13 protein-coding genes are annotated in these 13,245 nt (G+C 62.0%); 7 read left to right on the top strand and 6 right to left on the bottom strand.

The features are described from left to right. Positions 1-78: 78 nt before the first annotated feature. Positions 79-1,269: an MFS transporter gene (locus tag BLT66_RS05130; RefSeq protein ID WP_092756319.1), complete on the bottom strand. Its 1,191-nt coding sequence runs from the start codon at positions 1,267-1,269 to the stop codon at positions 79-81. 21 nt (positions 1,270-1,290) lie between these two features. Further along, positions 1,291-2,205 (bottom strand): LysR family transcriptional regulator, encoded by a 915-nt coding sequence (locus BLT66_RS05125; RefSeq protein ID WP_092756317.1) that lies wholly within the window; start codon positions 2,203-2,205, stop codon positions 1,291-1,293. A 98-nt stretch (positions 2,206-2,303) separates the two neighbouring features. Between BLT66_RS05125 and BLT66_RS05120 the strand changes: the two genes are divergently transcribed. The 3 genes from BLT66_RS05120 to BLT66_RS05110 all read left to right on the top strand — a co-directional run bounded on the left by BLT66_RS05120 (position 2,304) and on the right by BLT66_RS05110 (position 4,603). After that, complete coding sequence (locus BLT66_RS05120; RefSeq protein WP_092757031.1) at positions 2,304-2,765, top strand: cyclophilin-like fold protein; 462 nt, start codon at positions 2,304-2,306, stop codon at positions 2,763-2,765. 53 nt (positions 2,766-2,818) lie between these two features. Beyond that, the gene (locus BLT66_RS05115) at positions 2,819-3,949 is read left to right on the top strand and encodes an alpha/beta hydrolase (protein ID WP_255406774.1); all 1,131 of its coding nucleotides are present in this window, start codon (positions 2,819-2,821) and stop codon (positions 3,947-3,949) included. Positions 3,950-4,135: 186 nt separating this feature from the next. Beyond that, a complete protein-coding gene (locus BLT66_RS05110) occupies positions 4,136-4,603 on the top strand; it encodes a heme-degrading domain-containing protein (protein ID WP_092757029.1) in 468 nt (155 codons plus the stop codon). Between the two features lie 77 nt (positions 4,604-4,680). On the opposite strand, the gene BLT66_RS05105 is transcribed toward BLT66_RS05110, so the two are convergent. The 3 genes from BLT66_RS05105 to BLT66_RS05095 form a co-directional block, all read right to left on the bottom strand. Beyond that, entirely contained in the window at positions 4,681-5,718 is a 1,038-nt protein-coding gene (locus BLT66_RS05105; protein WP_176954966.1) for a helix-turn-helix transcriptional regulator, read from the bottom strand. Between the two features lie 127 nt (positions 5,719-5,845). Beyond that, the gene (locus BLT66_RS05100) at positions 5,846-7,816 is read right to left on the bottom strand and encodes a glycoside hydrolase family 3 protein (protein ID WP_092756314.1); all 1,971 of its coding nucleotides are present in this window, start codon (positions 7,814-7,816) and stop codon (positions 5,846-5,848) included. A gap of 205 nt (positions 7,817-8,021) precedes the next feature. Next, positions 8,022-9,062 carry a LacI family DNA-binding transcriptional regulator gene (locus tag BLT66_RS05095; RefSeq protein ID WP_092757028.1) on the bottom strand — a complete coding sequence of 347 codons (1,041 nt, stop codon included), beginning with the start codon at positions 9,060-9,062 and terminating at the stop codon, positions 8,022-8,024. Between the two features lie 160 nt (positions 9,063-9,222). On the opposite strand from BLT66_RS05095, the gene BLT66_RS05090 reads away from it, so the two are divergent. Further along, positions 9,223-10,311: a fatty acid desaturase family protein gene (locus tag BLT66_RS05090; protein WP_092756312.1), complete on the top strand. Its 1,089-nt coding sequence runs from the start codon at positions 9,223-9,225 to the stop codon at positions 10,309-10,311. A gap of 22 nt (positions 10,312-10,333) precedes the next feature. Next, on the top strand, positions 10,334-10,645 hold the full coding sequence (locus BLT66_RS05085; protein ID WP_092756310.1) for a MocE family 2Fe-2S type ferredoxin: 312 nt from the start codon (positions 10,334-10,336) through the stop codon (positions 10,643-10,645). Between the two features lie 55 nt (positions 10,646-10,700). On the opposite strand, the gene BLT66_RS05080 is transcribed toward BLT66_RS05085, so the two are convergent. After that, the gene (locus BLT66_RS05080) at positions 10,701-11,753 is read right to left on the bottom strand and encodes a LacI family DNA-binding transcriptional regulator (RefSeq protein ID WP_218922557.1); all 1,053 of its coding nucleotides are present in this window, start codon (positions 11,751-11,753) and stop codon (positions 10,701-10,703) included. Between the two features lie 117 nt (positions 11,754-11,870). On the opposite strand from BLT66_RS05080, the gene BLT66_RS05075 reads away from it, so the two are divergent. Both BLT66_RS05075 and BLT66_RS05070 read left to right on the top strand, forming a co-directional pair. Further along, positions 11,871-12,902 (top strand): fatty acid desaturase, encoded by a 1,032-nt coding sequence (locus BLT66_RS05075; RefSeq protein WP_176954965.1) that lies wholly within the window; start codon positions 11,871-11,873, stop codon positions 12,900-12,902. A gap of 16 nt (positions 12,903-12,918) precedes the next feature. After that, positions 12,919-13,227: a MocE family 2Fe-2S type ferredoxin gene (locus tag BLT66_RS05070; protein ID WP_092756306.1), complete on the top strand. Its 309-nt coding sequence runs from the start codon at positions 12,919-12,921 to the stop codon at positions 13,225-13,227. Positions 13,228-13,245 lie beyond the last annotated feature (18 nt).

Here is a 13,245-nt window from a genome sequence, read left to right as displayed (position 1 = left end):
GCTATAGAAGATATAGCAAACAGCAAAACCGCCGCGCCTGCCTCACAGCCGCGGCGGTTGGCGTTTGAAGGTTCAGTTTTAGCGGGCTACCCACCACGCTGCCCACGCCAGCACCGCAGAGCCGGCCAGCAGCATCGCCCCCAGCGCAAACGTGCTCCACCACCCCATCGCATCGAACAGGGCGCCGCCCAGGCCTGCGCCCAGGGTGATGGCCAGTTGGATAGCGGCCACCATCAGGCCACCACCCGTCTCTGCGTCGTGCGGCAGCGTTTTGCTCAACCACACGCCCCATGCAACGGGGGCTGCCGTGCCAATCAGGCCCCAGCCCAGCAGCAACAGGGCGACGGCGCTGGCAGATGCGCCCAGGGCAATCAGCAGCAGCGCCAGCACCGCCATGCATAGCGGAATCAGCACCAGGTAGGTAAACAGCCGTGCCTTCAGCAGCTGCCCGACGATGTAGGTGCCCACAAGGCCGCTGGACCCCATCAGCAGCAGCATGAGCGACAAGGTCGACACCGCGACGCCGGTAATGGTTTCCAGGAACGGCCGCAGATAGGTGAACACCGCGAACTGACCCATGAACAGCAGCATCACGGCCGCCAGGCCCAGCGCCACCTCGGGCCGCCGCAGCAGAACAAAGGGGTTGCCCGATGTGTTGCGTTGCGCGCCGGGCATGGTCGGCATGCGGGCCCATTGCCAAGCGAATGCGGCCACGGCGAGCGGAACCACCATGAAAAACGCGCCTCGCCATCCCAGATACTGGCCAAGAAAGCTGCCCAACGGGGCGGCTATGGTGGCTGCCAGTGCATTGCCGCCATTGAGGATGGCCAAGGCCTTGGGCACCGCATGCGCGGGCACGAGCCGCATGATGGTGGCGGTAGACATGGACCAGAAGCCGCCGATGGCCACGCCCAGCAGCGCGCGGCCCAGCATGAACACGGTGTAGTTGGTGGCCGATGCCACGACCACGCCGGATAGCGTCAGCAGCGCGGTGAAACCCAGCAATACCCGCCTCCTGTCGAAGCTGCCGGTCAAGGGCGCGTTCAGCAGGCTGGTGAGCACGGCAAAAATGCCGGAGATGGAAATCGCCTGTCCCGCGCGCCCCTCCGACATGCCGAGGTCGTGTGCAATCGGGGTCAGCAGGCTGACCGGCATGAATTCAGAGGCGATCAGCACGCACACGCACAGCGCCAGCGATAACACGGCGCCCCATGCGGGGCGGGTGGACGCCAGGGTGGTGCGTCCTAGGGGTAGATCAACAATGTTCATGGCGTGTGGGGGGCGTCGATTTCAGCGGCGCTTGGGCTTGGCCACGCTGGACACGCGCAGCGCATCCACCACCAAAGTGAATGCGGGCGAGGGCTGCCGGCGGCTGGGGTAGTACAAAAAGTAGCCGGCAAACGGGGCGCACCAGTCTTCCAGCACGCGCACCAAATGCCCTTGTTCGATGTGCGGTGCGAACTCGTCTTCGGGCAGAAATGCGATGCCCAGCCCGGCCAGCGCCGCCTGCACGATATGGGGCGTGGTGTTCACCACCAGCTGCCCGTCCACGCGCACGTTCAGCGTCTGGCCCTGCCGCTCGAAATCCCAGGCAGGCAGGCCGCTCTGCAGCGAGTAGCGGATGTTGATGCAGCGGTGCTCCACCAGATCGCGCGGCGTTTTGGGCTTTGGGTGTGTAGCAAAGTACATTGGTGCTGCCACTACGGCCATGCGCAGCTGGGGGCCAATCGGCAGGGCGACCATGTCTTTGTCGATGGTGTCGCCCAGCCGCACGCCGGCATCGAAGCGGTCGGCCACGATGTCCCTGAAGCCGTAGTTCACATTGAACTCCACTTTGACATCGGGGTACGCCAGCAGCAGCGGTGCCAGCTTGGGCAGCAAGATGGTTTGCAGCACGTGGTCGCCACTGGTGATGCGCACCGTGCCGGCAGGCTTGTCGCGCATGTCGGTCAGGGCGTCCAGCTCGGCCTCGATTTCGTCGAAGCGCTGGCCTATGGCCTGCACCAGCCGTTCGCCTGCCGCGGTGGGCGACACGCTGCGCGTGGTGCGCGTCAACAGGCGGATGCGCAAGCGTGTTTCCAGCCCGCCAATGGCCTGGCTGAGTGCCGATGGCGTGACCCCCAGCGCAGCGGCGGCACGGGTAAAGCTGCCTTCGCGCGCCACGGTCACAAAGGCCAGTAAATCGTTGAGGTTGCGTCGTGCCATGGGGCGAGTGTGATCCAAATATTGATTAGAAAAACTAACAAAGAATGTAAGCATTGATTATCTAGTCAGGGTCTGCGATGGCCGCGAAAATTCTCGCCATGCAAGCAAACCCCAGCACCCCAGAAGGCAAAACCCGCAGGCTGCGCAGCGCGGTTCTATGGTTCTTTGCCTTGTCCGCCTTGTCCGTCTTTGCCCAGGAGTTACCCATGAAGATTCGCCTGCACGTCAATAGCGACATCGCCACCGCCACCTTGGTGGACAACGCCACCACCCGCGATTTCGTGGCGCTGTTGCCGCTCACCATCACCCTGGTGGACTTTGCCAAGGTCGAGCGCATTGGTGATCTGCCACGCAAGCTCTCAACGGTGGGCGCACCGATCGGTATGGACCCGGTGGCGGGCGACATCACCTACTACGCCCCGTGGAACAACCTGACGATCTTTGCCGGCGACAACGTGTATGCCGACGGGCTGGTGCGGATGGGCAAGGTAGCCACCGGCCTGGCTGCGCTGCAACGCTCCGGGCCGCTGAAGGTCCGCATCGAACGTATCCAGGATTGACGCGGTCCGCGTCTTCAACCCTTCTTTTTCATTTTTCAAACGGAGTATTCAATATGAACATGCCCATCCTCAATGGCGATGAGAACCTTGCAGAGCTGACTGGCCGACGTGACTTCTTGGTAAAAGCCGGCACCGGTGCAGCCGCGCTGGGCGTGCTGTCTGCCACCGGCGGCGCGGCCTTTGCGGCCGACGCAACTGCGGTGCCCGACATGTCGAACGGTGCGGATAACTTCTATACCAGCGCTCTGGTCACGGTGCAGAAGGTCAGCTTCAAGAACCAGTACCAGATGAAGGTGGTGGGCAACCTGTTCACGCCCAAGAACCTGGACCGCAGCAAAAAGACCGCGGCCTTGGTTGTGGGCCATCCCATGGGGGCCGTTAAGGAGCAAAGTTCGAATCTGTACGCTACCAAAATGGCCGAGCAAGGCTTTGTGGCGCTGTCCATAGACCAGTCTTTCTGGGGTGAGAGCGACGGCCAGCCGCGCAATGCGGTTGCGCCGGACATTTATGCCGAGGCTTTCAGTGCCGCGGTGGATTTCCTGGGTACCCGGCCGTTTGTGAACCGCGAACAGATTGGTGCCATCGGCATCTGCGGCAGCGGCAGCTTCGTCATCAGTGCCGCCAAGATCGACCCGCGCATGAAAGCCATTGCCACCGTCAGCATGTACGACATGGGCGCGGCCAACCGCGATGCGCTCAACCATTCGCAGACACTGGCGCAACGCAAGACCATCATTGCCGACGCTGCAGAGCAACGCTATGCAGAATTTTCGGGCGCTCCCATCAAGTACACCGGCGGCACGGACCATGTACTGAACGCGCAAACCCACCCCATCCAGCGCGAGTTCTATGACTTCTACCGCACGCCCCGCGGCGAGTACACGCCCAAGAGCTCAACGCGTCTGCTGACCACCCACCCCACGCTGACCAGCAACGTCAAGTTCATGAACTTCTATCCGTTCAACGACATCGAGACGATTTCGCCGCGGCCCATGCTGTTCATCACCGGCGACAAAGCCCATTCCAAGGAGTTCAGCGAACTGGCCTACAAGCTCGCCGCCGAGCCGAAAGAGCTGCACGTCATCCCCGGCGCGGGCCACGTCGACCTGTACGACCGCGTGAACCTGATCCCCTGGAGCAAGCTCAGCAGCTTCTTCCAGCGCACATTGAACACGGTCAGCTGATTTACATAGAATAAGGCTCTGGCACAGGTACTGACTGCGCAGGCAGCTATATTAAATGTAGCTAACCATTCCCATCGAACTCCATTGCCGCCGCACCTGCCCAGCAGTTGTGGCGGTTCTTTTTTGGGGTGGGCTCCGGTCACGGGCATGATGGCGGCTTTGCAACATTTCCGTTTGGAGACCGCCATGCCCGAGACCGAAAAATCCCTGCTGCAAGAACTGTTGCGCCAGGAAGAAGCCCTGCAGTTCAGCCATTTCTCCAATGCCATCGCGCTGGACCTGGGCCTGGGCATCGTGCGGGCGGCCGAGCGCGCCAGCCAGGCGGTGCTGGTCGACATCCGCTTTGGCGATTTGCAGCTGTTCCAGCATGCGATGGAGGGCACCAACCCCGACAACGTGGACTGGGTACGCCGCAAGAACAATGTGGTGCGTCGCTTTGCCCGCAGCTCGTTCTACATGGGCACGCTGTACCGCAGCAAGGGCACCGACTTTGATACCGCTACCGGCCTGGACCCGCGCGAGTACGCAGCCCATGGCGGTGCGTTCCCGCTGCGCATCCGCGGTGCCGGGCTGGTCGGCACGGTCACGGTGTCTGGCCTGCCGCAGGCTGAGGACCACGCGCTGGCCGTGGCGGTGCTGAAGACGCTGGTGTGATGTTTTTAAGGTAATCGCCCTCTGGCGCACACTCGACCAGCGCGGGTAGCTATTGTTTGGATAGCATCTGAGGCGTCTTATTCCCGTCCCAGTATCCGGTGGCGGTAGAGCTTGGGGGCGATGCCTTCCTGGTCTTTGAAGAATCGGCTGAAGGCACTTTGGGATGAAAAGCCCAGGTGGTGGCTGATTTCGCCCAGCGACATGGCGGGCTTGGCTAAAAAGCCGCGTGCCACTTCGGTGCGCACTTTGAGAACCAGACTTTGGTAGGTCTGGCCTTCCAGCTGCAGTTTGCGCCAGAGTGTCCAGCGCGTGGTGTTCATCTGCTCGCATACATGCTTCAGCACCACATCACCCGTTGGATTGACATGCTCGGACGTGAATTGGCCCCGAATGGCCTGCTCTACCCGTGTCGACAAGGCTCCCCGGGTTTGGATAGAGGCCAGTTCATCGCTGAGTTTTTGGCTAAAAACCCGATGCAGCACCGCATTGAAATGCGGGTAGGGAATATCCAGGTAGGACGCGGAAAACTCCAGGCTGTTGGCAGGCATGTTGTACATGACCTTGCCCTCCAGAAAGTCTTCGATCACACCGACATCGGCAGGTGCAGGCCCCACCAGATGGCAGCGCATCGGCAGGCGCGCGCCCAGGCAGTAGTGGCGCGCGATCTGGGCAATGTTCATTAAATTGGCCAGCGCACCTTTGTCGAAGGTCGGCGGCATGCTTTCAGAAATGAATTCCAGGCGAACTATGCCGTTGGCCTCAAAAAAGTATAAAAAATCCAGCTCGCCAATGATTCCGCGAAACTGCATGAAGGTGTTGATCGCCTCGCGCTGGGTGGGGCAGTTGGCACAGACGGCCGCCAGCTGAGGGAAGTGGTTGAACAGTGGGTCCAGTCCTCCGTAGATAAATCTCTCGTACGGAATCGGCAGGTGGGCAAACATTTTTGCCAGGCGAAGATGTTTGCGCGCTTCTATGCGACCGTTGTCCCGCAGAAGTTCTTCCTGGCTGATGCCAGCGCTGCGCAGCACTTCTTCGCCCGTCATCCCGATGGCATCGGCAAATACCAATTGCGCCCGGGCAATCGCATTGGAAACAGTTTTGTATCGGGTATCCATGGGGTGGCATCTATCCATGCGTATGACAAGCCCCTGTCCACGGTGTCGATGGGGCTGGCCATCGCGTCATATTGCATAAGCACCGCTGCAAACAGCGGTGCTTATCGGTGGTTATAGATGCTGCAGTTTAGTACGCGAGCCCGTGGAATACCGGGTACAGAGGATGTGCGGTGTCATGCGGCACATCCGACAGCTGGGCCTCAACCTCGGCCATGGAAGAGGGCAACTCGAACGGCAGCTTGCCTTGCGGTTTGGCCTTGCCCGTGAGCACGTCGAACAGGGCGACATCGCTGACACCGAAGTTGCCCAGGATGGCGGCCGCCTTGTCGCGCACATTGGTCAGGATGGCCGGGCGGTCCAGGTACACCGTCACGATGGTCGGCACCTTGGCACTGGCGGCTTTGATGGCCTCATAGTCGGCATTGCCATCGGCATAGGCCAGGCTGCCTTCGTGCTGGAAGGTGCCAAAGATGTAGCCAGGGTGGAGTGTTTCGTAAGGCGCGTTCACCCGCACGATGGCCACATCGGCTTGCTCCGGCGTGGCCACCACGGTCAGGCCGTACTGGCTGGCGACACTGGCTTCAACGCCATACAGGTACACCTTTTTGACCGTGGCGGCCAACGGCAACACGCTGTTCTTGTTTTCCAGCAGCACCAAAGCTTTGCGCTGTGCATCCAGGGCTTCTGCCAAAAAGCTGGCGTTGCCCACGGTGGCGACCGATGTAGACGAATCCACGTAGGGGTTTTCAAACAAGCCCTGCTGGAATTTTTGCAGCATCACCCGGTACGCCGACTCGCCCAGCCGGGCTTCCGTCAAGCTGCCCGATGTCACTGCATTGATCAGGTGGCTGCTGTCGGTCACGCCGCCAAATTGGTCCATGCCGGCATTCACGGCTTTGACATAGCGTTGCGCTTTTGTCAGGTTTTCCACGCCCCAGGGCGTACCGAAATTGGCAAACGAGGGCGAGGTGCCCGCAGCCGCGCCATTCGTGCAGATGCTGTTGCAGTCTTCGGTGATAGCCCAGTCTGACAGCACCACGCCTTTGAATCCCATTTTTGTGCGCAACAGGTCGGTCAACATTTGCTTGCTGAAGCCTGCGCCTACCTGTTCAAAGTTGATGCCGTCGTAGGTCAGCGCTGCGTCCGGCATGGAATAGGTGGGCATGACCGATCCCGCATTGGCAGCGAATGCACCTTCAAAGGGTTTCAGGTGGTAGGCAAAGTTGTTGCCCGGAAATGTTATGTATTTGCCGTAAGCGCTGTGGCTGTCCCAGCCATCTTTCGCTGCGCCGTAGCCGGCCCAGTGTTTGACCACAGCCACCACGCTATCTTTGTGCAGGCCGGTGCTCCCATTCTGAAAGCCCTCTATGTAGGCCTGCACCATCTTCTTGGCCAGATCGGCATCTTCGCCAAACGTGCCATTGGTGCGTGCCCAGCGCGGGTCGGTGGCCAGGTCCGCCTGGGGCGACAAGGCTTGGGTGATGCCAACAGCAAGGTATTCCTGGCGGGCAATATCACCAAAGCGCTTGGTCAACGCGGCGTCTCCAATCGCCGCCATGCCTAAGGTTTCTGGCCATTTGGAAAAGCTGCCCGATGCCACGCTGGCACCCGCCGTGTACTGGAAATGGTTGCGTGGGTCGGTACTCAGCGATACCGGAATGCCGAGCCGCGTACCTTCGGCCACTTCTTGCATTTGGTTGTACTGGTCTGCCATGGTTTGGGTATCCAGGCTGAGGCGGGTGATGAAGGTGTTCACCTTGCCGTCTGTGAGCAAGGTGGTGAGGGACGCCAGGTCGTAGCCGGTGCTGGTAGTGGGGGCCGTGCCATGCATCATGGCGCCGGCTTTTTCTGCCACCGTCATCTGGGCCACCAGGTCTTTGGCGCGGTCCGCTGGGGTTTTGCGCCAGTCCTCATACACGTCCAGCTTGCCATTCTTGTTCAGATCCTTGAACTGGAACCCATCAACGCTCAGTTTGTTGACGGACTTTGTGCCCAGAGCAGCTTGGGTGACGGTGTTGCCGCCGCCACAGGCGTAGAGCGTTGCGACACCGATAAAACTGAGGGCCAGGATCAGCGGTTGCTTTCGGGTATTGGGCATTCTTGTGTCTCCATTTTGTAGAACCTCGGGGAGGTTTTTTTGTCATCCTGGCCGGATGCCACCAGCCAGTTTTCCGTCCGTATGACGGTGGAGAAATAATTACATGATTATTAAAATTTCTGTTTCCTCTCGGTTGCAATGTTTTAACCTGGGGGTGCAACTTTATGGATCGGATACATGAGGCCAGCGCCCGAGGCGCGAAGCGCTAGCCCATGTTCTCGGGTGTGAACAAGTCCATCGCCAACAGCTTCTGCTGCGGCCCGGTGTAGGCCGCCCCGGGCAGGGTGGCGGCTAGCATCTGGGCCACGGCGGTCTGGGCCAGGCGCTCTTGCGGGGTGTGGATCACCAGATCGACCACGCCGTCGATCAGCGCGGCGCGGGTGGTGGCGTTGAGCTCGTTGCAGACGACGACCAGCTGGCGGTCGGCTGCCTCTTCGCGCAGCGCGCGGATCACACCGGCGCCGCCGCCACCAGTGAGGTGCAGGCCCACCAGCTCCGGGTGCCGGGCCAGCAGCTCCAACGTGGCCTCGTAGGCCAGCTGCGGGTCCTCCAGGTTCACCAGCGTATCCAGCACCTTCAAGCCGGGCGCGTTCTCGCGCAGATACGAGCGGAAGCTGATCTCCGACAGCTCGTGGCCCAGGTAGCGGTGGCTGCCGACGAACACGCCAACCTCGCCGGTGGCTTGCCGGTTCAGGCGGCTGACGGCCCAGGCGGCAGTGCGGCCGCGCTGGCGGTTGTCCAGGCCGATATAGCCGGCCCGGTGCGGCGCGCTGATGTCGCTGAGCAGCGCAAAGCAGGGCTTGCCCTGTTCATACAGCGTCTCCACCGCGGCAGTGACATGCGGGTGGTCCACGGCAACGATGGCCAGCGCATCGACCTTGCTGCCCAGCTCCAGCAGCTGCTCGGCAATTGCCGCCGGTTCCAGCGCGTCCATGAACGTGATGTGGGCGACGCAGGTTTCGGGCTGGTTCTGGGCGGCGGCCTGCTGCAGCGCGGCAGCCAGGGTTTGGTAGAAATGCTCGTTGCGCTTTTGCAGGCAAAAGCCCAGGTGCCGCACCGGCACGCGCTCTTTCAGCCGGGCGCGCATCACACCGACGGCGTGGTAGCCGAGCTTTTCGGCGGCGCTGATCACGCGCAGCGCCGTGCCTTCGCGCACCGGCAGGCGGCTGTTCAGCACGCGGTCGACGGTGGCGGTGCTGACGCCCGCGGCTTCGGCAACATCGTTCAGGGTGACTTTGGATTTCATGGCCCGCATCATCCCATCGTCTGCCACAAATGCAAGTTTTTCGCCTAGGTGTTTGATGGTTTTTGATATGAAATGATGCTTTTTGAGGTTTTGCATCACACAGCGGTCGGCATTGGTTTTAGCATCCGCCATCGCTTCCACATAACGAGACATACGCCCGATGCCCACCGCCGAAACCTCCAGCTACGCCAGCCCGAACTGGGCTCGCACCCAAGACGACTACCACCTGATTTCCGGCGCCGGCGAACGCGCCCAAGCTGCCGGCCTGGTCAACGCCAGCTGGTACAAATGCGCGGTACCGCGCGCCCGCATGAAGCAGCTGATGCAGCGCGAAGACGCGCAGGCGATCCGCGACACGGTGCTCTGGTACGCGCTGATCATTGCGGCCGGCGCGGTGCTGGTCGCCACCTGGGGCACGGGCTGGGCCTGGTTGGCTTTCTTTGTCTACGCCACGCTGTACGCCGGCCCGGCCGATTCGCGTTGGCACGAAGCCGGCCACGGCACCGCCTTCAAGACCCGCTGGATGAACGACGTGCTGTACCAGATGGCCTGCTTCCAGGTGCTGCGCCGCCCCAGCGTGTGGAAGTGGAGCCATGCGCGCCACCACACCGATACCTTGGTGACCGGCCGCGACCCCGAAGTCGCCGTGCCACTGCCTACGGATCTGTTGGGTACGCTGCTGGGCGCGTTCTCCATCAAGTCCGGCCCGCGCGAACTGTGGCGCGTGCTGCGCAATGCCTGCGGCATTCTGGGCGAAGAGGAAAAGACTTTTGTGCCAGAAATGGAATGGCCGCAGATGGTCAAAGAGGCGCGTGCCTGGGTGGCAATCTACGCAGTGCTGATCGCCAGCGCCGTCTACTTCGGCAGCTGGTTGCCGCTGGTGCTGTTCGGCCTGCTGCCGGTGATGGGCGGCACCTGGCTCTACACGTTCTTCGGCCTGACCCAGCATGCGGGCCTGCCGGAAAACGTGCTGGATCACCGCAAGAACTGCCGCACCGTCTACATGAACCCGGTGTTCCGCTTTCTGTACTGGAACATGAACTACCACGTTGAACACCATATGTTCCCCATGGTGCCGTTCCACGCGCTGCCGCAGCTGCACGAAGCCATCAAGGACGACTGCCCGCCGCCGTACCAGAGCACGGTAGAAGCCTACCGCGAGATCATCCCCGCGCTGTTCAAGCAGGCCAAGGACCCGCACTACTACGTGGTGCGCCCGCTGCCTGTAGCCCCCGTAGCCCCCGAATAATTACCCATAAGGAGATACCCCCATGAGCAACTGGACCGAAGTTTGCGCACTCGACGATATCGACGATGAAGACGTGATGCGCTTCGACCACAACAACCACACCTACGCCGTCTACCGCTACAACGACAAGGTCTACGCCACCGACGGGCTGTGCACCCACGAGCATGTGCACCTGAGTGATGGCCTGGTGATGGAACACGTGATCGAGTGCCCCAAGCACAACGGCCGCTTCGACATCCGCGACGGCCGGGCATTGGGTGCGCCGGTGTGCATCAACCTGAAGACCTACCCGGCCAAGGTGGAAGGCGGGCAGGTGTTGGTGCAGTTGGGCTAAATACTATCAAATAGATAGCTGCTGGCGCAGGTTATATATGCGCTAGAGGCACATTTCATACACTTTCTGGCGTGTGGATGTCGAAGGGCACGATGATCTGGCGGGCCAGTGGAGCGGGCTCTGCCAGCGCTTCTGCCATCGCGCCGACCAGGCGCTCGGCCAGCTGTGGCAAGGGGTGCGACAGCACGGCCTGCAGATAGCCGCTGACCAAAGCTTCACGCGTGGTCGGCGTCAGGTCGTGTGCCACTGCCACCAGGGGCACCGCCGGCTGGCTGTCCACATGGTCGCGCAGGGCTTGCAGCACGCCATCAATGCCGCCACCGCCCACGTATACGCCGACCAGATCGGGGTGCCGCTGCAGCAAATCGCGTGTGGCCTCTTGCGCGTAGTGGTCACTCTCCAGCGTGACGACAGGCTCCAGCAATTCAAAGTCCGGCGCGTGTTCGCGCACGTAGGAACGAAAGCTCATCTCGCACAGCTCCTGGCACTGGTAGCGGTGGCTGCCGACGAAGATGCCTATCGGCCCGGCCTGCCGCGCCTGCCGGGTGATGAACCAGGCCGCCGTGCGGCCCACCCTCCGGTTGTCCAGCCCCGCATAGCCGGCGTGGGCGGCGGCGTCCAGGTTCGATACCAGCGCGAACACCGGCTTGCCCTGGGCGCGCAGCCGGGCGATGGTTTCGCTGATGCGCGGATGGTCGGCAGCCACCAGCGCCAGTGCGTCGCAGGACTTGGCCAGCTGCTCCAGCTGCGTGCACACCGCCTGCGGCGCCAGGTCGGCCAGGAATTCGACCACCGCGCGGCCTTGCATGTCGGGGCTGGCCTGGGTCGCTGCGTTCAGCGCGTCGGCCAGGCCACCGTAAAACGCCGAGCTGCGCTGCTGCAGCAAAAAGCCCAGCGTGCGCCGCGGTCGCTCGTCCTGCAGGCGCGCGCGTATCACCCCCACCGGGTGGTAGCCCAGCGCCTGCGCTGCCTCATGGATGCGGCTGGCGGTGTCGCTGCGCACGGGCACGCGGGCGTTCAGCACGCGGTCCACCGTGGACGGGCTGACCCCGGCGGCGCGGGCCACGTCGGCCATGGTGGGGCGGGTGGAAGAGGGCAGTTGGTTCATGTTTGACATGTATGTCATTGGGTATGGCAGTTTATGCCATTGAATGCCGAACGGTTGTCATTCTTCAGGCTGCAGAACCTACCATTCAGCCACTATTTCAACCATTCGGAGACCTCCATGCCCACCCCATCCAACCGCTACGCCCTGCGCGGCGATGCCGATCTGCCGCAGCCAGCCCCTGCCGATCCGCAGTGGTTCAGCCCCAGCGTAGACCGCAAGCTGCTCAAGCAGCTGATGCAGCGCAACGACCGCCACAGCCTGTGGAACTACGGCCTGTGGCTGGCGCTGCTGCTGGCCAGCGGTACGGCCGGTGTGCTGACCTGGGGCAGTTGGTGGTGCGTGCCGGCGTTTGCGCTGTACGGCATCTTGTACGCGTCCAGCGACCACCGCGCGCATGAGTTGTCGCACGGCACGCCGTTCAAGACCCGCTGGCTGAACGAGATGTTCTACCAACTGGCCGGTTTCATGACCTTGCACGAGGGCCACTACTGGCGCTGGAGCCACACCCGCCACCACACACACACCATGATGGTCGGGCGCGATGCCGAGATTGCGGTGCAGCAGCCAGTCAGCCTGGGTGGTTTGCTGGCAGACCTGTTCTTCTTGAAATCCGGCGCGGCGCAGATCGCCAACATCGTGCGCCATGCGTTTGGCCGCATCAGCGCCGACGGCCTGCATTTCATCCCCGCGCAAGAGCAGCCCAAGGTGATTCGCGCATCGCGCATTTACCTGGCGATCTTCATCGCGTTGGCCGTGGCCTGCGTGCTGCTACAGAGCGTGCTGCCACTGATGCTGGTGGTCGGACCGCGCTTCTACGGCGGCGCGCTGACCCAGCTGTTCAACCTGACCCAGCACGCCGGCCTGGCCGAGAACGTGTACGACCACCGGCATAGCACCCGCACCTTCCACACGCATGCGGTGTTCCGCTTTCTCTACGCCAACATGAACTACCACCTGGAGCACCACATGTTCCCGATGGTGCCGTACCACGCGCTGCCGCAGCTGCACGCCGCTATCCAGAGTGAATGCCCGGCGCCCGCCACCAGCCTGTGGGACGCCTACCGTGAAATCCTGCCTGCGCTGCTGCAGCAGGTGAAGCAGCCCGGCTATGCGGTGGTGCGGCCCATGTCTGTCGCCGCGAACAAATAAGCACAAGGAGACAAAGATGACCGCTTGGACCGAGATTTGCGCACTGGACGATATTGACGACGAAGACGTGGTGCGCTTCGACCACAACAACCACACCTACGCGGTGTACCGCTACAAGGACAAGGTCTACGCCACCGACGGGCTCTGCACCCACGAGAAAGTGCACCTGGCCGACGGCCTGGTGATGGAGCACGTGATCGAATGCCCCAAGCACAACGGCCGCTTCGACATCCGCGACGGCCGGGCGCTGGGTGCGCCGGTCTGCGTCAATCTGAAGACTTATCCGGTCAAGATTGAAGGTGATACTGTTTTTTTGCAGGTCTGAGCCTCACCCTGCAGCCCA

The organism is Rhodoferax sp. OV413, from assembly GCF_900104385.1.
GTDB lineage: Bacteria > Pseudomonadota > Gammaproteobacteria > Burkholderiales > Burkholderiaceae_C > Rhodoferax_B.
This window is presented reverse-complemented; position numbering and strand designations above follow the sequence as displayed.